Origin of the sequence: Nocardia araoensis NBRC 100135, from assembly GCF_000308435.1 — a bacterium.
Classification (GTDB): Bacteria; Actinomycetota; Actinomycetes; order Mycobacteriales; family Mycobacteriaceae; genus Nocardia; species Nocardia araoensis.
Genome location: NZ_BAFR01000107.1, coordinates 133,568 through 159,738 on the forward strand (window position 1 = coordinate 133,568; position 26,171 = coordinate 159,738).

20 protein-coding genes and 2 pseudogenes are annotated in these 26,171 nt (G+C 67.8%); 13 read left to right on the forward strand and 9 right to left on the reverse strand.

Features of this window, described 5'->3' with window-relative positions:
- Positions 1–3: 3 nt before the first annotated feature.
- From ON21_RS13700 to ON21_RS13710, 3 genes are all read left to right on the forward strand, one after another.
- Positions 4–426: a hypothetical protein gene (locus ON21_RS13700; protein WP_051020771.1), complete on the forward strand. Its 423-nt coding sequence runs from the start codon at positions 4–6 to the stop codon at positions 424–426.
- Between the two features lie 137 nt (positions 427–563).
- Positions 564–1,802, forward strand: coding sequence for a cysteine--1-D-myo-inosityl 2-amino-2-deoxy-alpha-D-glucopyranoside ligase (gene mshC / locus ON21_RS13705; protein WP_039798218.1), 1,239 nt, complete (start codon positions 564–566; stop codon positions 1,800–1,802).
- A gap of 43 nt (positions 1,803–1,845) precedes the next feature.
- Complete coding sequence (locus tag ON21_RS13710) at positions 1,846–2,925, forward strand: MBL fold metallo-hydrolase (protein WP_039798219.1); 1,080 nt, start codon at positions 1,846–1,848, stop codon at positions 2,923–2,925.
- On the opposite strand, the pseudogene fadD11 reads toward ON21_RS13710, so the two are convergent.
- From fadD11 to ON21_RS13725, 3 genes and pseudogenes are all read right to left on the reverse strand, one after another.
- Positions 2,909–4,744: pseudogene (fadD11, locus tag ON21_RS13715) on the reverse strand (fatty acid--CoA ligase FadD11). The gene ON21_RS13710 and the pseudogene fadD11 overlap by 17 nt on opposite strands.
- Before the next feature lie 651 nt (positions 4,745–5,395).
- On the reverse strand, positions 5,396–6,046 hold the full coding sequence (locus tag ON21_RS13720; RefSeq protein WP_039798221.1) for an enoyl-CoA hydratase-related protein: 651 nt from the start codon (positions 6,044–6,046) through the stop codon (positions 5,396–5,398).
- 34 nt (positions 6,047–6,080) lie between these two features.
- The gene (locus ON21_RS13725) at positions 6,081–6,683 is read right to left on the reverse strand and encodes a TetR/AcrR family transcriptional regulator (RefSeq protein WP_039798222.1); all 603 of its coding nucleotides are present in this window, start codon (positions 6,681–6,683) and stop codon (positions 6,081–6,083) included.
- A gap of 211 nt (positions 6,684–6,894) precedes the next feature.
- Here ON21_RS13725 and ON21_RS13730 point away from each other — a divergent pair, with 211 nt between their 5' ends.
- On the forward strand, positions 6,895–7,443 hold the full coding sequence (locus ON21_RS13730; protein ID WP_039798223.1) for a TetR/AcrR family transcriptional regulator: 549 nt from the start codon (positions 6,895–6,897) through the stop codon (positions 7,441–7,443).
- A 6-nt stretch (positions 7,444–7,449) separates the two neighbouring features.
- Here ON21_RS13730 and ON21_RS13735 read toward each other — a convergent pair whose 3' ends face one another.
- Entirely contained in the window at positions 7,450–9,306 is a 1,857-nt protein-coding gene (locus ON21_RS13735) for a Na+/H+ antiporter (protein WP_039798224.1), read from the reverse strand.
- 127 nt (positions 9,307–9,433) lie between these two features.
- Here ON21_RS13735 and ON21_RS13740 point away from each other — a divergent pair, with 127 nt between their 5' ends.
- On the forward strand, positions 9,434–10,336 hold the full coding sequence (locus tag ON21_RS13740) for an alpha/beta fold hydrolase (protein ID WP_039798292.1): 903 nt from the start codon (positions 9,434–9,436) through the stop codon (positions 10,334–10,336).
- A 173-nt stretch (positions 10,337–10,509) separates the two neighbouring features.
- Entirely contained in the window at positions 10,510–11,481 is a 972-nt protein-coding gene (locus ON21_RS13745; protein ID WP_039798225.1) for an enoyl-CoA hydratase/isomerase family protein, read from the forward strand.
- 208 nt (positions 11,482–11,689) lie between these two features.
- Here ON21_RS13745 and ON21_RS13750 read toward each other — a convergent pair whose 3' ends face one another.
- The 4 genes from ON21_RS13750 to ON21_RS13765 all read right to left on the reverse strand — a co-directional run bounded on the left by ON21_RS13750 (position 11,690) and on the right by ON21_RS13765 (position 17,267).
- A complete protein-coding gene (locus tag ON21_RS13750; RefSeq protein WP_051020772.1) occupies positions 11,690–13,903 on the reverse strand; it encodes a molybdopterin oxidoreductase family protein in 2,214 nt (737 codons plus the stop codon).
- A 216-nt stretch (positions 13,904–14,119) separates the two neighbouring features.
- The gene (yczE, locus tag ON21_RS13755) at positions 14,120–14,707 is read right to left on the reverse strand and encodes a membrane protein YczE (RefSeq protein ID WP_245562598.1); all 588 of its coding nucleotides are present in this window, start codon (positions 14,705–14,707) and stop codon (positions 14,120–14,122) included.
- Positions 14,708–15,479: 772 nt separating this feature from the next.
- Positions 15,480–16,115, reverse strand: a complete 636-nt coding sequence (locus ON21_RS13760; protein ID WP_039798226.1) for a histidine phosphatase family protein — start codon at positions 16,113–16,115, stop codon at positions 15,480–15,482.
- Between the two features lie 117 nt (positions 16,116–16,232).
- Positions 16,233–17,267, reverse strand: coding sequence for a uroporphyrinogen decarboxylase/cobalamine-independent methonine synthase family protein (locus tag ON21_RS13765; protein WP_039798227.1), 1,035 nt, complete (start codon positions 17,265–17,267; stop codon positions 16,233–16,235).
- Positions 17,268–17,399: 132 nt separating this feature from the next.
- Here ON21_RS13765 and ON21_RS13770 point away from each other — a divergent pair, with 132 nt between their 5' ends.
- The 4 genes from ON21_RS13770 to ON21_RS13785 all read left to right on the forward strand — a co-directional run bounded on the left by ON21_RS13770 (position 17,400) and on the right by ON21_RS13785 (position 21,806).
- On the forward strand, positions 17,400–18,104 hold the full coding sequence (locus ON21_RS13770; protein ID WP_083880599.1) for a P-loop nucleotide/nucleoside kinase family protein: 705 nt from the start codon (positions 17,400–17,402) through the stop codon (positions 18,102–18,104).
- 369 nt (positions 18,105–18,473) lie between these two features.
- A complete protein-coding gene (locus ON21_RS13775; RefSeq protein ID WP_245562594.1) occupies positions 18,474–19,193 on the forward strand; it encodes a metal-dependent hydrolase in 720 nt (239 codons plus the stop codon).
- A gap of 330 nt (positions 19,194–19,523) precedes the next feature.
- Complete coding sequence (locus tag ON21_RS13780) at positions 19,524–20,522, forward strand: SMP-30/gluconolactonase/LRE family protein (RefSeq protein ID WP_245562595.1); 999 nt, start codon at positions 19,524–19,526, stop codon at positions 20,520–20,522.
- Between the two features lie 36 nt (positions 20,523–20,558).
- Complete coding sequence (locus tag ON21_RS13785; RefSeq protein WP_039798229.1) at positions 20,559–21,806, forward strand: esterase/lipase family protein; 1,248 nt, start codon at positions 20,559–20,561, stop codon at positions 21,804–21,806.
- 44 nt (positions 21,807–21,850) lie between these two features.
- On the opposite strand, the gene ON21_RS13790 is transcribed toward ON21_RS13785, so the two are convergent.
- Complete coding sequence (locus ON21_RS13790) at positions 21,851–22,942, reverse strand: hypothetical protein (protein ID WP_051020774.1); 1,092 nt, start codon at positions 22,940–22,942, stop codon at positions 21,851–21,853.
- Between the two features lie 102 nt (positions 22,943–23,044).
- Between ON21_RS13790 and ON21_RS40075 the strand changes: the two are divergent.
- The 3 genes and pseudogenes from ON21_RS40075 to prcB form a co-directional block, all read left to right on the forward strand.
- A pseudogene (locus ON21_RS40075) lies at positions 23,045–23,453 on the forward strand (pyridoxamine 5'-phosphate oxidase); the annotation flags it as partial.
- 72 nt (positions 23,454–23,525) lie between these two features.
- Positions 23,526–24,845, forward strand: coding sequence for a family 1 glycosylhydrolase (locus tag ON21_RS13795; RefSeq protein WP_039798230.1), 1,320 nt, complete (start codon positions 23,526–23,528; stop codon positions 24,843–24,845).
- Positions 24,846–24,945: 100 nt separating this feature from the next.
- Positions 24,946–25,767, forward strand: coding sequence for a proteasome subunit beta (gene prcB / locus ON21_RS13800; RefSeq protein WP_039798231.1), 822 nt, complete (start codon positions 24,946–24,948; stop codon positions 25,765–25,767).
- The last annotated feature ends 404 nt before the right edge of the window (positions 25,768–26,171 follow it).

The following is a 26,171-nucleotide window of genomic DNA, read 5'->3' on the forward strand; positions in this document are numbered from 1 at the left end:
GCGATGCCCCACTCCACTCCCGACCGCGCGGCCCCGGTGGTGCGGATCGTCGTCGGCGCCCCGACCTACCGCATCGCCTTGCACTACGTGCACCTCTACGACAAGAAACCGTTTCCGGACACCGACCTGCACCTCTACGACAACGGCGTCTACTGGCTGAGCTCGGAGGGGGAGAACCACTTCGGCGTCTACGTCCTCACCGAGGGCTCGGTGGACTGCGGGCGGTTCACCATGCGGTTCATCTCGTTGCCTTCCGCGGACTGGGGCGATACCGTCGCCTATCACGAACTCGAGTTCGACGTCGCGCGCGGCGTGTTCACCCAGCTCGCGCTGGCCGACACCGATCCCGACATCCCCGAACTGGACGGGACGTTCGCGATCACCGCCAACACCGTCGCCGATCCCACCCGCGGCGCCGACAGCTGATTCAGCGAAACCGTAATTATTGACAACCCACGATTTGCTGGAAGACGCAGGTCGCGGCATCCGACCGCGCCGGCCCAGCGGTCGGAGCCACCGGCCCGGGGAACGATGAGCTCCACCACACCTTTACCCTCGTAAGCATGCAGTCCTGGTCCGATACCGCCCTCCCCACCGTCCCCGGAGCAGGACCGCCGTTGCGGTTGTACGACACCGCCGACCGTCTGGTGCGCCCGGTCACCCCCGGCCCGACGGCCACCATGTACGTCTGCGGCATCACCCCCTACGACGCCACCCACCTCGGGCACGCCGCGACCTACCTGACCTTCGACCTGGTCAACCGGCTGTGGCGCGACGCAGGCCACGACGTGCACTACGTGCAGAACGTCACCGACGTCGACGACCCGCTGTTCGAACGCGCCGCCCGCGACGGCGTGGACTGGCGCGACCTGGGCGCGGCGGAGACCGACCTGTTCCGCGAGGACATGGCCGCGCTGCGGATCGTGCCGCCCCGCGACTATGTCGGCGCCGTCGAATCCGTCGACGAGGTCGTCGAATTCGTGCAGAAACTGCTGGCCTCCGGCGCCGCCTACGTCGTCGACGACCCCGAGTACCCCGACATCTACTTCCGCGCCGACGCCACCGAGCAGTTCGGTTACGAATCCGGCTACGACCGCGCCACCATGGAGCGGCTGTTCGCCGAACGCGGCGGCGACCCGGACCGCCCCGGCAAGCGCGACATCATCGACGCGCTGCTGTGGCGCTCGGCACGTCCCGGCGAACCGTCCTGGCCCGCCCCGTTCGGACCGGGCCGTCCCGGCTGGCACATCGAGTGTTCGGCGATCGCGTTGAACCGCATCGGCGCCGAATTCGACGTCCAGGGCGGCGGCAGTGACCTGATCTACCCCCACCACGAGTACTCCGCCGCGCACGCCGAGTCGCTCATCGCGGGCCGCCGCTTCGCCCGCCACTACGTGCACGCCGGCCTGATCGGGCTGGACGGGGAGAAGATGTCGAAGTCCCGCGGCAATCTCGTGCTGGTGTCCACGCTGCGCCGCGGCGGCGTCGATCCGGCCGCCATCCGCCTGGGCCTGCTGGCCGGGCACTACCGCCAGGACCGGATGTGGACCGACGCCCAGCTCGAGCAGGCGCAGCGGCGTCTGGAGCGGTGGCGCGAGGCCGCCGCGTTGCCCGCGGGCCCGTCGGCCACCGACACCGTCGCCCGGCTGCGCCAGCACCTGGCCGACGATCTGGACACCCCCAAGGCGCTCGACGCGATCGACGACTGGGCTCGCCAGGCGCTGGACTACGGCGGCCAGGACGCCGACGCGCCCGCCTCGATCGCCACCGCCGTCGACGCGCTGCTTGGCGTTCGCCTGTAGCCGATCTCTTGCCCGCCTCCTCCCGCCGTGATGAGGTACGGGGATGTGCAAGATTCCCGGCCCGGGCCTGTTCGGTACCGGCGGCAAACTGACCGCCCTCAGCGCAGGCCGCCTGCGACCGGTGGCCGATCCCGCCGATCCACGGACGATCGCGGCCCGCGCCCGCTTCTTCGGCGCCGACACCGTCGACCCGCACACCGGCGCACTGCGCACCGACCGGGTCGTGCTGTCGTGGGTCGGCTGCACCACCTACGCCATGGCCATCGGCGGCGCGGTGCTGCTGCTCGACGCGTGGGTGCCGCGGCTGACCAGCACCGGCTACGTCCCGGCCACCCCGCAGGACCTGGTCGACCTGGCGCCCGCGGCGATCTTCATCGGCCACGGCCACTTCGACCACGCCGCCGACGCGGGCCGCATCGCCGCAGCCACCGGCGCGGTCGTGCACGGCACCGCCGAACACTGCGCGAACATCGCCGCGCAGCTCACCGATCCGGCGTTCCCCACCGCCGCGCACGGCGACGCGGACACCGCGATCGGCACCAGGGAGGACTTCACCGTGGGCGCGGTCGAGGTGAGCGTCGTGCGGCATCTGCACTCCGCGCGCACCCCACCCGATCCCGTCGGCGGATCACCCCGCTTCTTCCCCCGCCCCGAACCGGGCATCGTGCTCACCCATCCGCCGACGCTGAGCGGTCTGCTGCAAGGCGTGCCGCGGCTGCGCGACCCCGAAGGCGGGGTACTGCTGTATCAGTTCCGGGTGCCGGGCCTGCACCTGGTGTGGCACGACTCGACCGGACCGCTCACCGAACGCGCCCCGCAGGTGTTCGACACCCTCGCCGCGCTACCGGCCACCGACGTGCAGATCGGCGCGGTGCAGGGCTACAACCAGATCAGCAACGGGCTGCGCGATCCCCGCACCTACATCGAAGCCCTCGGCCCGGCGCTGTTCGTGCCGAGCCATCACGACAACTGGCTGCCCGGACTCACCGCACGCGCGGCGACCTACGACGCACCACTGCGCGCGGAGCTGGAACGGATCCGCGCGCCACGGCGACCGGAACTGCGCACCCTGCACGACCCGGCCGACTACGTGCACCCGCAGCGGCTCACCTTCGGGCTGTGACCGCGCCACCGACACGCGAGGGCGCCGCGTCGGGTTCGTGCACGCTCGCGGCGAGGTCCTCGGCGTAGAGCAGCGCGATCTGCTCGGCGTACTTGGCCGCGATCGGCTTGCGCCGCAACTTCATCGTCAGCGTCACCTCGTCGCCGCCGGGTTCCCAGAACACCGGCAGCACGGTGAACCGCTTGATCTGCTCGACCCGCGACAACGTGGCGTTGCCCGCCGCCACGCCGCGCGCGATCGCGGCGATCACCCCGGCGTCGGCCGCCAGCGCCGCCGCCGAGGCGTCCGGCAGCGCGTGCTCGGCGGCATACAGTGCCGCGGTCTAGGCATCGATGACGATCAGCGCCGTGTTGTACGGGCGCGCGTCCCCGATGGTGGCGATGGCGCCCACCAGCGGCGTGGCGGCCTTGATCGCGTTCTCGATGTTGGCCGGGGACATGTTCTTGCCCGCCGAGTTGATGATCAGCTCTTTCTTGCGGTCGACCACCCGCAGGTAGCCCTCGGCATCGACGGACAGGATGTCACCGGTGTGCAGCCACCCGTCCGGGTCGAGCGCTTCGGCCGTCTGCTGCGGCTGTTTGCGGTAGCCCTTCATCACCAGCGGCCCGCGCACCAGGAATTCCCCGTCCTCGGCGATGCGCCACTGCATTCCCGGCAGCATCCGGCCCACCGAACCCAGCCGCGCCTGCTCCGGCGGGCAGGCGCTGGCCACGCAGGTCAGTTCGGACATGCCCCAGATCTCCGAGATCGGGATGCCGATGCCGAAGAAGAACCCCAGCGTCTGCGGCGGAATCGGCGCGGCGCCCGACATCGCCCACTTCAGTTGGTCCAGGCCGATTTTCGCGCGCAACCCCGACAGCACCAGTTCGTCGGCCCGCGCCCATTCGACCGCCAGCTGCTCATCGACCGGCTCGCCGCGCAGCTGGGCGTCGGCCTTGCGCGCCGCCACACCCAGCGCCCATCGCAGCGCGTCGCGGCGGGCGTCGTCGGGTTCGGCGGCGACGGAGAACTCGATGGCCGCCTTCAGCTTCTCCCACACCCGCGGCACCGCACCCCAGATGGTGGGGTGCACGTCGGCGAGCGCGGCCGGCAGCAGCGACCGGTCGGGCACCACCGTGATCTGCGTGCCGTAGACCTGCTGCAGATACAGCGAGCAGAACCGGTCGGCCATGTGCGCCGAGGGCAGGTAGGAGGTCTGCCGGTCACCGAAGCAGACCGGCAGCACCGCGTGGAACGCTCGCGCTTCGGCCAGCAGGTTGGCGTGGGTGATCTCCACGCCCTTCGGATTGCCGGTGGTGCCGGAGGTGTAGACGAGGGTGAGCACGTCCTCGGGCCGCACCGCCCGCCAGGTCGCCTCGAAATCGAAATCGGCGCGGCCCATGGCTTTCAGCTCGTCCAGTCCCACGGTCCCTTCGAGCGCGGCGTCGATGCAGACGATGGTGTCGATGGGCGCGCCGCAGGCACGGATCCGGTCGACGTACTGCTGTTCGCAGATCACCACCCGATTGCCCGCATTGGCGAACACGTAGGCCAGCTGCTCGGGCGCGAGGGTGTTGTACACCGAGAACGATGTCGCGCCGGTGTGCTGCGCGCCGACTTCCAGGGGATAGAACTCCACCCGGTTGCCCATCATCAACGCCACCGTGTCGCCGCGTCCGACACCCAGCGCGGCCAGGCCCGCCGCCACCGAGCGGACTCCTTCGGCGTACTCGCGCCAGGTGAGCGTCTGCTCCCCGCCGATGGAGCGGACGGCCACCGCGTCCGGATCGATCGCCGCGCTGCGCTGGAATGCGGCGCAGGACGTGTTCGGTTCGGTCATCGCACAACCCCGTTCGGTACACCTGGCTTTCCCAGACCGTAGGTGCTCGACCGCGCCGCGCGGGGCGTTTTCGACCGTTTCCCCACCCGCGACCTGTTCCTCCGCGCACCGCCGAACCACCTCTGCCACAACAGGTTCGGTGGATCGGGGCGGGCGGACCGGGGTGTCGCGCAGCCGGGGGTGCGTCCGGTCGCGGACGAACCGCCGCGACCGGGCGGGTCAGGCCGCGCTGCCGCTACCGGCTTGGAACACGGCCGTCATGAGGTCGGCGAGAACAGTCAGCAATTCCACGATCGCTCCATTTCTGTCGGCAGCAAGAAGTCAGCAGCGTGTACGAAGAAGCCGTCTTTTTCGTGAACGACGAATGAATAACAGAAGCCGACCGCATCGGGCTGAGCCACCGGAACTCTTCGGTCACCTATACGTTTCCGAACTGGGATTCTGTGCCGAATCGGCGGCCTCGCCAATGGCCCGTTTCGATGCACGAGCTTCCCGTGCCCACCGTGCCGCATTTCGATGAAACCTGTATGGCAGCGCCGCGAAAAGCTGCGTCACCGCAAGCCGACACGAATTCTCCGCCACGCGGAGTCGAGGACATTATTGCTGTGCAGCAATTTTCGAGCGTCGACCGAACGCGTGGCGATCGCAGCGCTAGGCGGTCAGTGCCGTGACCGCGGTGGCGTACATGGTGTTCTTGATGGCGCCGAGAGTGCCGGGGTCCTTGCCGGCCAGCGGGGCCAGCAGCGCCACCGCGGAGTCGGTGACGGCGCCTTCGGCGGCGGTCGCATCGACGATGTCGTAGGCCGCGGCGTCGACGCCGCCGAAGCGGCGGCCGGTGGTCATCGAGGCGACGGCGCTTTTCGGAGCGAGCTTGGCCTGGATCAACGCGGCCATGCCGGGAGTGAAGGGGATGCGGAGGTCGACTTCGGGGAAGCAGAAGTAGCCGCGGTCGGCGCGCATCACGCGGTAGTCGTGCGCGATGGCGAGCATGGCGCCCGCACCGAAAGCGTGACCCGGTAGCGCGGCGGCGGTGGGCACGGGCAGGGTGAGCATCCGCGCGAGCAGCGCCTGCACCCGTGCGACGTACCACTCGGCGCGATCGGAGTTGGCGCCGAGCCAGTTCACGTCCAGTCCGTTGGAGTAGAACTTGCCGCTCGCGGTGGTGACCAGCCCTTGGGCGCCGTCGGTGAGGACGGTGTCGAGGTGGGCTTCGACCTGGTCGAGGAAGTCGGGGGAGAAGCGGTTCTCGTCGGCGCCGAGATCGAGAACGGCGATCTTGTCCCGGTAGTCGAGTGTGGGCATGGCGGATCCTTCCGGTAGGGGGTGAGAGCGAAGATCAGAGCGGTGGCGGGCCGACGGCGAGGACGGCGCGCACGGCGCCGCGCAGGTATTCGCGCGCGTGGGGGGCGGCCAGCCGGTCGCGGCGCAGCAGCACGGCGGTGGGCAGATCGACCAGGCACAGCGTCATGACGTCGACGGCGTGGCGATCGCCGCGCTGCCACAGCCGCCGCGACAGTCGCACCAGCAACTCCACCAGCACCGCGTCGGTGGCCGCCAGTTCGGCGGCGACACTCTCGGGTACCTCGCCGAGCAACTCCTCGCGCCGCACGGCCAGCAGCAGCCGCGACGAATCGGGATGCCGTTCGGCGAACAGCGCGGGCGCCTCCGCGGCCGAGACGACGGCTTCGACGTCGCCGCCACGGTCGAGTGCGGCGTCCACGAGCGCGGTTTGCAGGTCGAGAAACCGGCGCGCGGCGCGCAACCAGGTGCGCGCGAGCAACTCCGCGCGTGATCCGAAGGTGTGGTAGATCGCGCCGTTGGACACGCCGGTGACGGCGGCGACCGCGCGCGTGGTGACCGCGGCGGGGCCGGAGCGAACGGCCAGCGTTTCCGCGGCGTCGAGCACGGTGTCGGGGTCGTGCGTGCGGGGGCGGGGCATGCCGCCACTATAACAGAGCAATTGCTCTGTTATAGGCCGTGTGTCTTCCGCGCCCAGATCACCCTCGGGCGCTGAATATCTCAGCAGGTAACAGGTACCGAAGCGTCTTCTCGGCGTACGCATCGGTACTTCCCGAGCGCGGTCCGGCCGACGCTACGATGGGGTACTGTTCGGTCCCTCCCCCTGACCGAACGAAGAGAACGGCGCACGTATGTCACGAGTGGTCACCAAGGAGCAGTACTTCGACACCGGCCTGGAAGTGCTCGCCGAACTCGGCTTCAAAGGTCTCAACATCGGCGTGCTGTGCCGCCGGCTCGGCGTCACCAGCGGATCGTTCTACCACCACTTCGGCAGCTGGCAAGGATTCGTCGACGCCCTGCTCGAACACTGGGAGAACCGCCAGGTGCGCATCCTGGGCACCATGCCGTTCAACCAGGGCAACCCCGACGACGACATCCGCGCCATGTCCGACCTCGCCGCCGGGCTGCATCACGCCGCCGAAGCCGCCATCCGCGCCTGGGCGGCCAACGACGAATCGGTCAACCTCGCACTCAAACGCGTCGACGAATCCCGCAGACGCACCGTGCACAAAGCCGTCAAGGGCGTCGTCGGCGACGACGACACCGCCGCCGTGGTCACCTCACTCGGCATGGCCATGCTCGTCGGCTACCAGCAGATCGCCGCCGGCGGGGAAAACCTGTCACTGGACCAGCTGCTGGCCGAGTACGCGCGCCTGATCTACTCCCACGCGCGGCGCTGACCCCCCTCACCCGAGCAACTCGTCCACATAACACCAGCGCCACGCCTCACCCGGCTCCACACTGCGCATCACCGGATGCCCGCTGACGGCGTAATGCTTGCTCGCGTGATTGCCCGGAGAAGAGTCGCAGCAGGCGACATGCCCGCAGGACAAGCACATCCGCAGATGCACCCACGCCAGCCCTTCGGCGAGGCATTCGGCGCATTCGTCCGGCCCGCCGTGCGCACGCACCAGCGGCGCGTCCCGCAGATGCGCGCACGCGTCGTCGGCACCGCTCGCGGCCAGCGGTTCGACCCGTTCTTCCTCGCTCTCGTCGTAGCGATCGATGATCGACTCCTCTAGATCCAACTGCGCCAGCACATGCTGCAGGATCTCGTCGTCGACCGTGCCCGAATCCCGCACCCGCAATACGGTTTCGCGTTCGGCCTGCAACATCGCCAACCGCAGTCGCCGGTACTCCGCCGTCGGCGTCACCAGCTCCGACTCCGCCCGCCCCAACCGCTCCCAGGCGGCGTTGGTCTTCCACAGGACGCGATCACGCAACGTCTGCACCACCCCCGCCGGCGTCTCCGGCGTCGTCTCCCGCTCGAGCACCGCCAAACCCGCCGCGGTGGCCTGCTGCAACACGTTGGCCTTCTGCAACGCGTCCTCGGCGCGACTGGGCGCACGCAACCGCAGCCACCGCACCAGCCACGGCAACGACGTCCCCTGCACCAGCAACGTTCCCCCCACCACCACCAGCGCCAGCAGACGCAGCACCGCCAGCAACGGAGTGTCCTGCGGCAGCAGCAACACCGCCGCCAACGTCACCACCCCACGCATCCCCGCCCACGACACCACGACCAGATGACTCACCGGCACCGCCTCGCCGCCACCGAGACTGCGCGACAACAACGACGACCCGAACACCCACACCGGACGCGCCAGCATCGTCGCGGCCAGCACCGCCAACGCCGACCACAGCAGCGTGGCGTGATCGAGCTCGCTGTGCCAAGCACCCTCCACGATGCCGCGCACCTGCAACCCGATCAGCACGAACACCGCGCTCTCCAGAATGAACTGGATCGTGCGCCAGTTGATGCGCTCGGCGATCCGCGAGGCCGCGCTCTGCCACACCGGCGCGTTGTGCCCGAGGATCATCCCGCACACCACCACCGCGATCACACCCGAGGCGTGGATGCCCTCGGCGGGCAGATACGCCGCGAACGGCGCCAGGAACGACAGCGTCGTGTCCATCACCGGATCGGTGATCCGCCGCCGCAGCATCGCCAGCAGATACGCCACGACCACCCCCACCGCCGCGCCACCACCGGCCGCCAGCAGGAAATCGGCCCCCGCCGCCCACACCGACACCGTGCCCACCATCGCCGCCAGCGCCGTCCGCAACGCCACCAGCGCGGTCGCGTCGTTGAACAGCGATTCGTCCTCCAGGATCGTCACGATCCGCCGCGGCATCCCGATGCGCCGCGCCACCGCCGTCGCGGCCACCGCGTCCGGCGGAGCCACCACCGCGCCCAACGCGACAGCGACCGCGAACGGCACCGGCAGCAGCCACCACACCACCACCGCCACGGCGAACGTCGTGAACAACACCAACCCCACCGACAACAACCCGATCGTGCACACATTCGCCCGGAAATCCACCAACGACGTGCGGATCGCGGCGGTATACAGCAAAGGAGGCAGAAAACCGAGCAGAATGATCTCCGGCTCCAAATGGATCTCCGGCAGGAACGGCAGATACGACGCCGCCACCCCGCCCACTGTCAGTACCAGCGGTTCGGAGATCCCGAACCGACGCGCCAGCGCCGCCAACGCGGCCGCCGACGCGACGAGAACAACCAGGCCGATCGCGACATGCACGGTGGAATTCTCGCAGAGCGCACGACCGGCTAACCGCCCGCGCGGTAGATGACACGTGCACGGCCGACCGAACTGCTGTGCCCGGGCGCACACACGCGCCATGCTTGTCGACGACAAGGAGGTAGACATGGAGGAGTTCGCGTCCTGGCGGGCGAACGGACGACGCCACACCCATCGCGGCCATCAGATCTTCTGGCGCGACGGAGGCGCAGGCACCGATGGGACGCTGGTGTGCATCCACGGATTTCCCACCGCGTCCTGGGACTGGCATCGGATCTGGCCCGGCGTGTGCGAACGATTCGCCCGCGTCATCGCCCCCGACATGATCGGTTTCGGCTGGTCGGCCAAACCCCGCCACTACGAATACCGCATCACCGACCAAGCCGACATCCACGAGAACCTGCTGCGCGAACAAGGCATCGGCCGATTCCACATCCTCGCCCACGACTACGGCGACACCGTCGCCCAGGAACTCCTGGCACGCGACGCCGAACGCCGCGCCGCAGGCGACGAATCCTTGGTGATCGAGTCGGTGTTCCTGCTCAACGGCGGCCTGTTCCCCGAAGCCCACCGCCCCCGCCCCGTCCAACGACTGCTGGCCAGTCCGCTCGGCCCGCTCGTCGGCGTCCTCGGCAGCGAGCGCACCTTCCACCACAGCCTCGCCGCGGTCTTCGGGCCCGACACCAAACCCGCCGACATCGAACTGCACCAATTCTGGCTGCTGTGGTGCAGCAAGCACGGAAAACGCAACGGACACAAGCTGATCCGCTACATGGCCGAACGACGCAAACAGCGGCAGCGCTGGGTGGGCGCACTGCAGCAGGCCCAAGTTCCCGTGCGGTTCGTCAACGGCGTCACCGACCCCGTCTCCGGCGGCCACATGGCGCGCCGCTACCGCGAACTGATCACCACCCCCGACGTCGTCGAACTGCCGCGAATCGGCCACTACCCGCAGCTGGAGGCACCCGAGCAGACCCTGGAGGCGCTCCTGGAGTTCCACGACACCCGCGTTCACAAGCCCACCGCTTGACCACCACCCGAGCACGTTCCGGACCGGGCGGGCAGCCGGTCCGGAACGTCCGGATCGAGCCGCAACAGTAAGGTGTAGGCGACGACCGCGCACGGCCCACCTCCCCGAAAAGCTCTCGCGCGGAGAAATTCTCGCGTCCCCGACCGCTGACATGCGCACCGAAGGAGCCGCCGATGTCCGCCGCCGACCTACCGCTGGAAACCATCGAACTCGACCAGTCCGGGCGGGTACTCACCGCGCGCGTCGTCGCACCCCCGTTCAATTTCGTCACCACCGCGGTCGTCCGCGACCTCGACACCCTCACCGCCGCGGTCGACACCGACGACACCGTCGGCGCGGTCGTACTCACCGGCGGACTGCCCGGCCGCTTCCTCACCCACGCCGACCCGGCCGCGCTCGGCGGCATGATCGAAAAACCGCGCCCGTTCGTCCCCGCCCGCGCCGCCGCACCGTTCCTGCGCGCCGCCTCGGCCGTCCTGCACCTACCCGGCGCCACCGACCTCGTCGAACGCCACGGCGGCGGCCTAGGCGCCGGCCTGGTCTGGGGTTACCGCTGGAAACGCACCACCTTGCGGATGAACCGCTCCGGCGTCGCCTACCTCGCCGCCATCAACGGACCCGCACTCGGCGGCGGCCACGAGATCGCGCTGGCCTGCGACCTGCGCTACGCCGCCGACGCCGATCACGTGCGCCTGGGCCAGATCGAGACGCTGGCCAACCTCATCCCCGGCGGCGGCGGCACCCAACGCCTCACCCGCCTGCTCGGCGCCGCCAAAGCCATCGAGATCACCCTCGAAGGCAAACCCTTCACCGCGCAGGAAGCACTACGCCTTGGCCTGGTGCACCGCCTGCTGCCCACCGCGGACCTGCTCGCCGAGACCCAGGTCACCGCGGCACGGCTGGCCGCACGCAACCCCGTCGCCGTCGCCGAACTCAAACGCGCCGTCTACTTCGGCTCCGACAAATCCCTCTCCCGCGGCCTGGACGCCGAACAAGCCGGCTTCGTCTCCGTCGGCACCACCGCCGCGGCCGCCCGCACCACCAAAGCCTTCTTCGAAGACCTCGACCGCCTCGAAGACACCCCGTTCCTCGCCGACCCCCAACCGTGGCTGGACGGCACCCGCGTCGACCAGGTGAGCAAATGACCCACCTCGCGCAGGTCGCCTCCCGTGCGCAGAAGTTTTGCCCAGCTCACCGCCGCCCCTCCCGCATATGGCACATTCCATCACCTGCATGGTGACTGGCATTGGTTCTGCCTCGGCAGCGCCGGGAAATGACAAGTGTCACACCATCCCATCGACAGAGGGCGCCAGCCAACGGCGATGACGCTGCCGAACAGACAGTCCACACTCGTCAAGCGGTCGGCGCGGGTTCGCGCTCGCTGAGGTCCACACGCTCCCCGAAGTCGACCGACGCCCGCGTCACCGTCACCCACGTGTTGTTCACCGCCGCCGTCCCCGAGAACGTGTCGGTCACCGCCGGATCGTGCAGCAGGTTCACATTCGCGCCCGGCAGCGACGCCGCCACCGTCCACCCGACACCCGGCTCCTGATGTCCCCACCCGTGCGGGATCGCCACCGTCCCGGCCCGGATGTCGTCGCTGACCTCCAACGGCACCACGATCGCCCCGATGCGCGAACGCACCGTCACCGGCTCACCGTCGCGCAACCCGCGCGCCGCCGCATCCTGCGGATGCATCAGCGCCGTGCAACGATCGCGCCCCTTCACCATCGACGGCACATTGTGCAGCCACGAATTGTTGCTGCGCAGATGACGGCGACCGATCAACTTCAAGTCGTAGCCGTCGGCAGGCGCGGTCACCGCCTCACCCCGCTGCGCGTCCGCGAGAACTTCACGCGCGGCCGCCACGAAATCCTCCGGCGCCACATGCACCTTCCGATCCTTCGTCCCGAGCAGCGACCGCAGCCTCGGCCGCAACGGACCCAGATCGATACCGCCCGCCGCCGCACGCGCCTTACCCACCGTCAAACCCTTGCGACCCCGCCGCAACACCCCGTACGGCCCCGCCGCCACCCCGAGCGTGGCGATCCGCACGGGGCTGACCCGATCGAACACCGCGTTGAGCACCCGCGCGGTGAACCGCCGCGCAGGCAACGGCACCATTTCGGTGACCAACCGCGCCATGATCTGCCAATCCTCCAGCCCATCGGCGGGCGGCTCGAACACGCGCGCGTCGAAACGCAGATTGTTGCGCACACTGAACACCGGGAAAAGGATGTTGACGTCCTCGCGCTCCAACGGCGAGATCGGCGGCAGGATGATGTCCGCGTGCCGCGTGGTCTCCGTGACGTACATGTCCACGGCCACATAGAAATCCAGCCCGTCCAGCGCCGCCCCCAACCGGCCGCGCTGCGGCGTGGACAACACCGGATTGCCCGCATACGTGATCATCGCGCGGATCCGGCCCGGGCCCTCGGTCGACATCTCCTCCGCCAGCGCCGCCACCGGCAACTCCGAACGGAACGACTTGTAGGTCCCGGAGCTGTCGGTCCACGCCCCGTACCCCACCGGCAGGTACTTCGCATACCGCGGCGCGTCGATCGGTGGCGTCGCGAACATCTGACCACCGGCCCGATCCAAGTTGCCCGTCACCGCGTTGATCGTGTTCACCAGCCAATGCGTCAACGTGCCGGTCACCTGCTGGCACACCCCGATCCGCGCGTACAGCACCGCCGAGGCCGCCGCCGCGTGCTCGCGAGCCAGCCCGCGAATCGTCTCCGCGTCCACCCCCGTGTACTGCGCCATCCGCTCCGGCGGCGCCTCGGCCACCAGCGCACGCAACCGCTCCCAGCCGGTGCTCGACGCGCGAATCGCCTTCTCGTCACACAGATCCTCGGCGACGAGCACATGCAACATCGCCAGCAGCAGATACACATCCCCGCCCGGAGCCACCGCGACGTGCTGGTCGGCCAGCCGCGCCGTCTCGGTCCGCCGCGGATCGATCACCACGACCTTCCCACCGCGGCGTCGCACGTCCCGAATCCGCTGCTTCGCATTCGGCATGGTCGTCACCGAACCGTTCGACACCGCCGGATTCGCCCCCAGGATCACCAGGCGGTCGGTCCGATCGATATCGGTCACCGGCATCAGCACATTCGAGCCGAACATCCGCCACGCCACGAACTCCTGCGGGAACTGATCGATCGACGACGCCGAGAAGAAGTTCCGCGTCATCAGCACCGACCGCAACAGCACCGCGTACAGCACCGACGAACTGTGCGCGGCCGGATTCCCCAGGTACATGCCGACAGCGCTGTTGCCGTATTCGCGACGCACCTTCCGCAACCGCCGCCCGATCTCCTCGAACGCCTCGTCCCAGCCGATCGGCTCGAACGACGAACCCACCCGCCGCACCGGTGTCCGCAACCGATCCGGATCGTGGTGCAACCCGCCCATCGCCGTCGCCTTCGGGCAGATGTACCCCTTCGACAGCACGTCCTGCGGATTGCCCTCGATCCGGGTCACCTGGTCGCCGGAGACCGTGACGAGAATGCCGCAGTGCGCCTCACACAACGTGCACTGGCGGGCAATGGTGGTAGCACTCATGAATTTTCACCTTCTGCCGGATCGCTTCCCACAGGCTATCTGGGACAGCACGTGGCGTACAGGTCTCTATGTCGAGCGGATACGGGCATGCAGGTGCATGTCGTGCCACCGTATCCGCTGATCGGCATCCTCAGCACCTCTCCCCGGCCTGAGCCGAAACCATCACCGTGACGACCGCGGCGAACGCGGCATGACAAGGGGAGTGGGAACGCCCGGCTACCCGGCCGGGAGTTGCACCGCCGCACCACCGACGACAGGCGCCGGCTTCGCCACCGCGAACCCCGGCAGGAACCGGTTCACCGCGGGAATCATCAGCTGGATCAGCGGTCCGATCCCGAAGGCGTACACCAGAGTTCCGATGCCGACACTGCCGCCGAGCACGAACCCCGTCACCAGCACCGTCACCTCGATCGCCGTCCGCACCACCCACACCGATCGACCGGTCCGCCGAACCAGTCCAGTCATCAGACCATCCCGCGGCCCCGGGCCCATTCCCGCCCCGATGTACAACACACTGGCCACCGCGTTCAGCACGACCGCCGCGCCCATGGCGCCGACCCGCACCACCACCGCATCCCACGACGGCAGCCACGCCAGCCCGGCATCGACCGACACGGCGATCACCACCACATTGCTCACCGTGCCCAGCCCTGGCAACTGCCGCAGCGGAATCCAGGCCAGCAACACCGCGACACCGGTAACCGCCGTGACAGCACCGAAACTGATCGGCACATGCCGCGCCACACCCTGATGGAACACATCCCACGGATCCAGCCCGAGCCCAGCCCGCACCATCACCGCCATCGAGAACCCGTACAACCACAAACCGACGTACAACGCGACCAACCGACGAACCAGCACCGCCCCAGCGTGCCCGCAACTGGCCACCACAACCAGAGCCAATCACCGATCACTGGACCGCACAGCGAAAGCCATGCAATGAGGCCGACGCAACCAGACGTGCCGCTAGGCCAGGGGAGTGCGATCTAGGAAAAATCCAAGACTTACCGATTCCCGCCCCCGAACCACCCGCACACAGTCCGTACCGCATCGATCGGATGGCAACGCATCTGTCGCGGCCCAGCCGGTCGTTCTGTCACCGGGCAGTGAACAAGCCAACGGCACAAGGACCGCGTCGGGTTTCGTCGAAGCCGCGCCGTTCCCTGAAGACGCTGTCCGAGGAGGTGACAATGCGAGGATGCCGAGCCGAGGAGAAACGTCGTGACCTACGAAGACGAGGTGGTGAGCCGCACTTCGTCACAGTGACGAAACCATGCGGAGTCCAGGAAGAGTGGGACATAAGGAGGTGGCAGATAGATGCCACAGCGACACCTCGACGCATGCATAAATATGCATGCGTCGACGCATGATTCGACTACGCAGAACGGGCCTATCCGGAGCTTCCACACAAGCCCGACAACCCTAGAGCCTCGCCGGGTCGACCCGATGCCCACACCGGATCGAACAGCACCACATACGGGCACTGCCGCACTCCCGCCGACCAGCCCGAAACTTCGCCGATAATCGACATTATGTCAACTAGAGTGCCGCCGACTGCTCCGCCGGTCGCGCACGCTCATCTCCCGGCATCCAGATGGGACGTATCGGACAGGGCGAGCATCGTGCGGTTGCGCCAGTAGTCGTCATGCCGCAAATGGGTGATCGCGCCGGGCGCGGTCGCGAACGATGCGAAGCCCACCGCCTCCACCGGCAGCATCATCCACGTCGTGATGACGAATGTCAGCGCGTACCCGTGGGTTACGACGATATGGTCATGGTCGGCGTCCGCCATCAGCTCACGCACACACGCACCGACTCGGGTGGCGACTTCGCGCCGAGTTTCCGCGTCGCGGATCGGACCGCGATGGTCGAGCCGATCATGGTCGGGCGCGGGCACCTGCCGCTGCGCCAGCCACGCGTTCGGCCGACCACCCGCTTCCCCGAAGCTGATCTCGCGCAGTCGCCTGTCCTCCGTTACCCGAACTTCGAGCGCGGCCGCCACAATCCGCGCGGTTTCGGTGCACCGGGCGAGGTCGGACGTCGTGATACGCACCGGCCGCACCGTACCGTCACGCCGACGCGCCAGCTCCGCACCGACCAGATGGGCGTCTCGCTGGCCGCGTGCCGTCAGCTTCGAGTCGTACCACCCGCCGACGAGATCACGTTCGGTGTGCTCCGCGTACGGATGACTCACCGCGTAGAGGTCCTGCATACCACTCCCCCCGGTTCCCTGATGCGCCCAGTCGGCCCGAACGCCTGAGATTACCCACGTGGAGACCTCTGCGCCGGGCCCAACCCCGAAACATGGCCCGGTGCAGAGGGTTCGGACTCAAGACAGCATGTCCGCGAGTTCCGCGTGCAGGTCGAACAAGGCGGGGATCTGGTCTGCCGGGCGACGGCCCATGCCGCACTCGGTGGCGATGCCGAACTCGGCGACCGCGGAGCGGGCGGCCTCGATGCGCTCGAGTGCGCCCGCACGGCCATCGGTGGCGTGCACCAGGCCGAGGTACAAGTCCGTTTCCGGCGGAAGAGCGAGTTCGGCAAGGGGCTCGAAATAGCCGGCGTCGGTGCGCGAGCGGGGCACGGGCAGATGGATCCAGTCGACCGGCCGGTCCAGACCACTCAGAACGCGACCGGCGACCGCCGCGAGCTTGCCGGTATCAGCCGGTTCGGCGAAGTGCCGGTGACCGAAATCGCCGTAGCAGAGGTGATAACCGAGCTGCACCGGTTCGGGCACCGCGGCGCCCAGCCGCACAAGCCGCTGCCCCACTTCCTCGAGCTGCGTCGCATAGTCCGATCCGAACCACGACGGGAAGATGCCCTCGAAGATGGCGAACTCCACCGCGGCATCCCACTGGAGCGCGAGGTCTTCCGCCGGAATCACGCCGAGGATGACGTCGAGTTCGTCGAGCAGCCGCGCCTCGTACCTACGTTCCAACTCCCCCTGCGGCCCCGCGACGAATGCCCCGATCACCGCGATAGGCGTCGGCAAACTCACCTGGAACCGGACAGCCTCGGGAATCGTGCCGTCCGCGCGCAGCTGCTGGAACACCTGCCAGGATTCCAGCGCGGCCTCCGCGTAACCCAAGGGCCCGAAGTCGATCGATGCCGCGTCCACGCCCGGCTTGGGTTGAACCCGTTCGCTGGGACCGTATTCCGGGCTCGGCGGCGGCACGGTTTCCAAGTCCGGATGCGCCTGCATCTTCGGTAACTGCCACACCACCCAGTTGTCCCGAACTCCCGTCTCACCGTCGGGAATGCGTTTGAGGTGCTTCCCGATCCGCCGCGCCGCCTCGGAGAAGACCGTCCGCGCATCCGCCAACGGGACACTGCCGCACAAATGGACTCCGCGACCCTCACTCACCGCAACCTCCTACACGTGGCCTACCACTGGTCGAGACGACCCGATCGAAACCAGACATTTGCCACGTATCCGCACAGAAGGCCGGGACGAGAGAAAGCAATCGATCAGTTCGCCGTATGCGATGCAGCGTAGGTGCAGAATGCGAAGCAAGATCCCCCACATCTGGGAAACTGTCAGCGATCGGTTCACTGCAAGAACACACCAGGTTCAGGCCTTGCCGGTCGTGGTGGTCCGCGACGAGAATCACGCCATTCGCCGACCCGATCTTTTCGGCCGCCTCGGAGGTCCGTCACCATCTGCGAACTACTCGTTCTCGTCAACGGATTACCCGGCTCCGGAAAGTCCACCTTGGCTCCCGCGCTCGCGCGCGAGCTCGGCGCGCACCTGATCACCCGGGACGCCATCAAAGAGGCGCTGGGTTCCGGGCTCGACCACACGGCTGTACTACCGAACATCGGGGCTATCGCGACGGACGCCGCATGGGCGCTCGCCGCCGCGCTCCCCGGCGTCGCGCTGGTGGATTCGTGGTGGTTCAAACCACGCGATGCGCGGTACGCCGCCGAGGGCATCGCGATATCGGGCGCGACGCGAGCAGTGGAGGTCTGGTGCTCGGTGCCGCTGGAACTCGCCCGCGCCCGATACCGCGGTCGCACGCGCGCCGCCCTGTACCACGACGACGCGCACCTCGCGCACGACTGGGATCACTGGGCTCGCTTGGCCGAACCGCTCGCACTCACGCCGGTCGTCACCGTCGACACCACCGGCCCGATCGACGGATCGGACCTCGCACGTCGCGTGATGACTGCGGCGACGGTTGCCATCGGCGACGTCCTATAGGCCTTCCCGAACAGGCAGTTGATCCCCTGGCCTCTTTGCTGTTTTGGGAAGGGGTTCGGTTCTCTTGCGACTGCTCAGTGTTGGAATCATGTATACATGCACACAGGCACATATCGCAATTTTCAAGTCGTCGAACACTTTCATAACGGCCGGCCGACGATCATCACCCGAGAGGGTGCGAGAGAAGAGTTCACGCGCCGATGGTTCAGCACTTCCGAAACCTCCTTTCACCCAACGCCTTCCAACTCATAACAGCACTCCCCTACCCCATCGCCGCACAAGGTCGGACGACCGGACACACTTCCGACTCGGCTTCCCCCCTCGTGCAACGGCATTCGCGAACCGATAGGAAGCTGAACTAACGTTCGAATGGTGCTAGGACATTCACATGCGACCAGTGGCGCGTTGGCCTGGTCGGCGGCAGCGGCGACGCTGCCGGTCACGATCTTCACGTTTCCGGCTCTACAGGATGCGACGGGACATCTCGGCACCGTCGATCTGCTGCTGGGTGTCTTCCTCACCGCGGGTGCCGCACTGCTGCCCGACGCGGACCATCCCGACGGGACCATTTCACATGCCTTGGGTCCGATCACGCACACCGCATGCAAACTCATCTCGTGGGTCTCCGGCGGCCATCGCGGCGCCACCCACTCCTTGGCGTTCGTCGCGGCCGTCGCCTACGGCACGTGGGCCGGCGAGCACTGGCTCGGCCGCTGGTTCACCCTCGGCTTGGTGTTCTTCCTTCTCGCTCTGGCCGTGCGCGCGCTGCATCTGTGCCCGTCCGGCAACAGCTTCAAGGCATGGGGACCGATCGTCGTGCTCGCCTCCGCGGGCACTTTCGCGATGGAGCACTGGATCGCGGACAAGCCGGTCTGGCTACCGTTCGCGGTCGGACTGGGCGCGCTGGCCCATCTGCTCGGTGACTGCCTCACCGAGCGCGGCTGCCGCCTGTTCTGGCCCTTCGGCCTTCGAGTCAGTTTTCCCGTCATCGAGCGCACCGGGAACAAGGTCGAAACCTTCGTCGTGGCACCGCTGTTCACGGTCGGTACGCTGGCGATCCTCTGGTACACCATCACGCACCAGCCCTGACCTTCGGAAGCCGCTGCCCGGGCTGCCCGAACCGGCGAGACCATCGCCGCTACAGGCAACCCGGGCAACAACGCGCGGCGAGCGTTCCGTGTAGTCGTCGCCGATCTTGTACCCCTCCCCCCTTCGATGCTGTTTTGATCTGTTGATTTCGCGTGCGGTTGAAGCCAAGGTGTGTGATGCATTAGTAGATGCGTATATCTACGTAAGAGCATGTTAGTAGCCATCGCATGACAGCTACACCGTTCGCCCGCTCGGCTCCGCCCCCAACTCGCCGCCTACGCTGAACGGTTTCTTCCGAAAGCTCCGCACTCCCCCGGCTACCCTGATGCCATGCTCGCCTCCACCATGCAGCCGCAGCGCTGGACACCGCCGCCCTCCCCCGCCCGGGCACGCCAAACCCGTAGTGCCCCACCCCTTCCCAAGATCCGGCGGCTCGAATTGCCCGGTGCGGGCCCGGAGGATGTCGTCCTCTCCCCCGACGGAAGGCTCATCGCAGGCGTCGAAGGCGGTGCGATCCTCAGCATCGATCCGGCGACCGGCGAGGTACGCCAACTCGCGAACACCGGAGGCCGCCCGCTCGGTCTGCATGCCGATGCCGACGGGCGCGTGCTGATCTGCGATTTCGAGCGCGGACTGCTGGAGTTGGACACCGAGGGTGTGCTGACCGTGCTGGTCGACGAGATCGACGGTGAGCGACTCCGCTTCGCCAGCAATGTGGTGCGCGATGTCGACGGCACGATCTACTTCTCGGCGTCCTCGCGCCGGTACTCGCTCGACGAGTACATGGGTGACATGTTGGAGCACTCCGGCACAGGCCGGCTGTTCCGCCGGGATCCTGCGGGCAAGGTGGAGACGCTCATCGACGATCTGCAATTCGCCAACGGCGTCGTCTTGGCGCCGGATCGTTCCAGCGTTGTCGTCGCGGAGACCGGCGGCTACCGCCTGACGCGCTATTGGCTGACCGGTCCGAAGGCGAGTACGACGGAAAGGTTGATCGAGAACCTGCCCGGGTTCCCGGACAACCTCGGCCTCGGCAGCGATGGGCTGATCTGGATCACGCTTCCCTCGCCGCGTAATCCGTTGCTGGATCGCCTCCTTCCGTTGCCGGGCATTCTGCGGCGCATCGTGTGGACGCTGCCGAAGTGGGTGCAGCCGAAACCGGCGCGGACGGTGTGGGTGCTCGCGGTCGATTTCGACGGCAACGTCGTCCACGATCTCCAGGTCGAGGGCACCGATTATTCGATGGTGACCGGCGTGGTCGAGCAGGACGGTGTGCTGTATCTGGGCAGTCTCACCGAGTCGGCGGTGGCCGTGTCACGGGTGCCTTAGGGTTCATTTTTCAGTGCACATTTGTACACTGAAGCTATGACGGAGGGTGCATCTCAGCGGCAGGCGGAGATCAGGGCGCTGGCTCGGTTGGCGGGTGACGAAGTCGGCGGCGCGGTAGACGGGATCGCGGCTGTGCACCGGGCGATCGCGCACCGCGTGTTCGCGGCGGTGCGCTGGGGCGTGGGACCTGCGGCGGCGCCGGTCGAGCTGGTGCACGATGCGATCGCCGAGAGTGTCTATCGCGTGGTCAGTGGGTCCGCGGTGGCGGCCGGGATGGTCGCGGAACGAGCGGCGGATCTGCCCGGCGTCGCGCCGTCACGCACGGTGTACGGTTCGGGGTTGCTGGCCGCGCTAAAGGGTTTGATCGGTGACGACCTCGAGCGGACGCGGCCGATTCTGGCCGGGCCGATGACGTTCCGGATCGATGGCGCTCCCGTGCCCGCAGAGTTGGTGGGTGCGCGTGTTCGACGGCCTGGTGCGCATGTCGTGGTGTTCCTGCACGGCTTGGTGGAAACCGAGCACGCGTGGCGTTTGGGCGGCGGGCCGACCTACGCGGAGCAGTTGGAGTCCGACATCGGATGCACGTCGCTGCAAGTCCGGTACAACACCGGGTTGCACATTTCGGAGAACGCGGCGCAGTTCAGCGACTTGATGCAAGGGCTGGTCGACGGATGGCCGGTGCCGATCGAGCGGGTGTCCCTGGTGGGGCATTCGATGGGCGGGTTGGTCGCCCGGGGTGCGTGCTTCGTGGCGAGTGAAGCCGGGTTGCCCTGGGTGCGGCGGGTGCGTCAGGTGGTGTGCTTGGGTTCACCGCATATGGGCGCGCCACTGGAGCAGCTGGTGCATTATGCGTCGGCGGCGCTGGTGCGGTTTCCGGAAACTCGTCCGTTGGGGCGGCTGTTACGTCGTCGCAGTGCGGGGATCCGGGATCTTCGGGACGGCTCGCTGGTGGACGAGGATTGGCGTGATCTGGATGCCGACGCGCTGCGTCGCCGGGCGGTCCGCGAGGTTCCGCTGCTGCGGGACGCGGACCACTATTTCGTCACGGCCACCATCACGCGCAGTTCGCGGCATCCGCTGGGGCGCGTGATCGGTGACGGGTTGGTTCTCACGGCGAGCGGCTCGGGCCGTGCTCGATCCCGCCGCGTCGGGTTCGACATCGACAAAGGCATGCATCTCGCATCGGCGCATCACTTCACGTTGCTCAATCACGAGGCGGTCTACCGCGCACTGCGCACATGGTTGACCTCGGAACGTGTTGGGGCGGACGAAATTTCTCGCTGATCTCCCGCGGGGGCTGGTCCGTGCGCCTGCCCCCGCCCCGGCGTTCAGAGGAGGTCTTCGGGGTCCGCGTCGGCTTCGAGGCGCACGTCTTCGGCGAAGCGGGTTTCGGCGTCGTCGTGCTCGGTGTGGGCGGCGTAGAGCAGGAGGCAGCCGCGGATGCCGTCGAGGAGGTCTTCCAGGAGATCGAGGGCGGGGCGGGCGGGGTCGAGGCGGCTGATGCGGAAGCCGGTGAGCATTGCTTCGCGGGTGTCGGCGTCGACGCCGAATCGGTGAGCTTGGGTTTCGATGTCGGCGACGCGGGCCACGAGGCTCCAGGGGGCCGGGATGCGGCCTTCGTGCACGGCCATCGCTTCGGCGATCAGCTCGAGGACGACTTCGGTGGGGGTGTCGCCCGCGGCGAGTCGTTCGAGGACGAGGGTGGGGGTCTCGACTTGGAGGGCTTCGATGTCGTCGGCTTCGGCGACGACATCGGTGGTGGGTACGTTCGCGGCCTCGCCGGCGACTTCCGCGGCGGCGTAGAGCCAGTGTGCCGCGGCGACGGAGGCGGAGGCGGGGTCGAGTTCGGTGAACAGTTCGATGCTGCCGAGCGGGTCAGCGCGCAGGAGTGCGTCGGCGGCGTGGACCTGGGCCGGGGATACGTCGGGGCGGGACAGTTCGACGGCTTGGCGGGCGCGGCCGGAGAGGTCGCCGCGTTCGGCGGATTCGATGGCTTCCTGTTCGGTGCGTACCTCGGCGACGACGGTCTCGAGCAGGGCGGTGTGGTCGATGTCGTGCAGGGTGCGTCCGATGCGATGGGCGGATTCGACGACGCCGCTGTAGGAGACGAGCAATCCTTCGTCGGTGGGCAGGTTGGGGCTGCGCAGGCCTGCTTCGACTTCTTTGAAGTTGCGCCGTTCCTCGGCGCGGCGCCATGCTTCGCTGTTGGGCACGTCGGGGTCGCCCGCGGCGCTGGCCGGGTGGGTGTAGGTGCGCCATTGGAAGCGGGAGAGGGTGGTGAGGTTCGACGCCAGATCGGTTGCCTGGTCCATGGTCACCTGCGGGGGCAGGGTGGCCACCGTCTGGGCGAGGTCGCCTCGTCCGGTCGCCCAGGTGGCGACGAGGGCGGCGCGGTCGGCATCGAATGCGTATCTGGTCACGTGGGCCAGTCTGGTCGATCGGCGGCGGATGCGCTCGGTCAATTGATTCGCTTGTGTGTTGTTGTGCGGTGTTTCCGGGGGACGCGCTGGGCGGATGGGGCTGTGACTGTCGATCATGGTGATCCCCGCCGCTCGCGGGTGGCGGATCCGGCTCGGCCTTCGGCGGCGGAGGAGGCGAGAACTGTTGCGGCGGGGTCGGATACCGCGACCTCGGCGAGTCTGGCGGAGGATGGTTCGCCGTGGGCGTCGTTGGTGACGTATGGGTTGTCGGCGGGGCAGCCGGTGTTGTGTGTCGCGGCCGGCCGAGCACGGGCGGAATCCGGCCGCGGAGGCGCGGGCGCCTTCGGCGGTGGCTCCGGATCCACCTGCGGATCCGTTGGCGGGTGCGCGGGTGCGGCTGTCGGGTGTGGCGGAGCGTCCGGTGGTTGCGGAGGCGCTCGCGACGCGAGAGGCTGTCTTGCGGCGACGGTGGAGTTGGCGCGGCGGTCGTGGGCGGGGTGAGTGCGGATCGTGACGGTTGCGGGACCGGCGACACGCGAGTTCATGCCCTGAACGTCAGCTATCTTCCAGTTACGCTACGGCGATGCGTACACGCACTCACCGGCGCGGGTTCGCCGCGTTGTCGGCCGCTGCGGCGGTGCTGATGGCTTCGGGGGTTTCCGCTGCTCAGCCGAGCCGGGAGCTGCCTGTGTTCGATGGGGATTTCTTGTGGGGTGTGGCTTCGTCGGGGTTTCAGTCCGAGGGGCATGCGCCCGATAGCAATTGGTCGCGTTTCGTCGCCTCGGGTGGGACGGCGGATCCGTATCTGGATTCGGTGGATTTCGCCCGCCGCTATCGCACCGATATCGAGTTGGCGGCCCGGCTGGGTGTGCGGGTCTACCGGGTGGGTATCGAGTGGGCGCGGCTGCAGCCTGCGCCGCATGCCTGGGACGAGGCGGCGTTCGGGTTCTACGACGATGTGATCGACCGGATCGTCGCGGCGGGGATGCGGCCGATGCTGACGTTGGATCACTGGGTGTATCCGGGGTGGGCGATGGATCGGGGCGGGTGGCGCAATCCGGGCATGGTGGAGGATTGGCTGGCGAACATGCGTGAGGTGGTGCGCCGGTATGCCGCGCGGGATCCGTTGTGGGTGACGTTCAATGAGCCCGTCGCGTATGTCGGCACCGAGTTGCGCACGGGCGGGATCGGTGTCGAGGAGGCGCCGGTGATGTTGGACCGGATCGCGCAGGCGCACAACGAGATCTACGACGTCATCCACGGCTGTCGACCGGACGCACAGGTGACCAGCAATCTGGGGTATGTGGCGGGCGCGGAGACGGAGGTGAATCAGCCGATCGTGGACCGCATTTCGGCGAAGTTGGACTTCATCGGGCTCGACTATTACTTCGCTCCGCTGCCGCAGACCGGGGAGGCGGCGCAGGGCGGTGTGGAGGGGGGTACGCCGATCTGGGAGCTGCCGGTGCATCCGGAGGGTATCTACTACGCGTTGCGGCATTACGCGCGCCAGTTTCCGGGTCGTCCGCTGTATGTCGTGGAGAACGGGCTTCCGACGGAGAACGGGCAGGTTCGCCCGGACGGGTACACCCGCGCCGATCATCTGCGGGACACGGTGTATTGGCTGCAGCGGGCGAAGGCCGATGGGATGAACGTCATCGGCTACAACTATTGGAGTCTGACGGACAACTACGAGTGGGGTTCCTACGCGCCACGGTTCGGGCTCTACACAGTCGACGTGCTGACCGATCCGACGTTGGCGCGGCGGGCGACCGATGGGGTCGAGGCGTATGCGCGAGTGATCCGTGCGGGTGGCGTGGCGCCGGCTTATCGGCCGACGCGGGCTCCGGTTCCGTGTGTTCACATCGACGCGGCGGAGACCTGTGTCGGGGAGGACCCGGCCTAGCGCGGTCGTTGTCGCCGGGTGGTGGCGGGGTTCGGGTAACGTCGGGCGGGAGAGCACGCGTTCACGGGTGGTGCAGGCTCCCCGCCCGGAGAGGTGATCCATGACGACCGATAGTCACCTGCCGCTCGGCTTGCGGTATCCGGCGGCGTCCTTCTCGGAGTATCTGCGCCGGTATGCGCCGGAGTTGTTGCCGGAGCGGGATTTCGGCGGTGGTACCGGTGCTGTCGCGCCGCATGGGACGACGATCGTCGCGATCCGTTATCGCGGTGGCGTGTTGGTGGCGGGTGATCGGCGGGGCACGATGGCGCATCTGGTGTCGACGCGCGATATGCAGAAGGTGTTCGTCACCGACACGTATTCGGCGGCGGGTTTCGCGGGCACGGTCGGGATGGCGGTGGAGATGATCCGGTTGTTCGCGGTGGAGCTCGAGCATTACGAGAAGATCGAGGGGGCTTCGCTGACCTTCGACGGTAAGGCCACGAAGTTGTCGGCGATGGTGCGGGCGAATCTGCCTGCCGCGTTGCAGGACATGGCGGTGATCCCCGTGCTGGTGGGTTATGACCCGGATGCCGCGGATGCGGAGCGGGCGGGGCGGATCGTCTCGTATGACGCGGTGGGTGGCCGGCAGGAAGAGCGTTTCGGTTACACCGCGGTCGGTTCCGGTTCGGTGTTCGCGAAGTCGTCGTTGAAGAAGACCTATCGCCGCGATATCGATGCGGAGACGGCGTTGCGGCTGGCGGTGCAGGCGCTGTTCGACGCGGCCGATGACGATACCGCGACGGGTGGTCCGGATCTGTTGCGGGATATCTATCCGACCGCGGTGCTGGTCGATGCCGACGGCGCGGTGGAGGTGGCGCAGGAGCGTCTGGCGGAGCTCACCCGCGCGGTGGCGGCTGAGCGTGCGGCCGCGGAGGGGCACTAGCGGCATCGGCTCGATCCGCTTCGCGCGCCGATCCTCGGATTGCGTGCGGGCGGCGGGAATTCGCGATTTTTCGGCCGCGCCGAGTTCGTGCTGCGTGGATTTGTGACCCAGGTCCCAATGAAGTCTTGTTAAGCCTGTCACAGCAATCGGGGGTCGGCGGAGCCGGGATCGTTGTGATGAAACTGCGTATATCGAGTTCAACGCCCTACCCGAAATGTTACTCACCGGTTGGGTCACTCTCCCTCGGCATGCCCTGGTAGCTGCGACGATGCGTGGGAGATCGATCACGCTTGCCTGCTGTCGCGCAGGTGCTTACGGTTAATTCGGTCGATGGCCGATGACGCCCGATCGATTTACATCTCATTGATGTGCCGCGAATTCGGCTTCCGGGGCAATTCCACTGT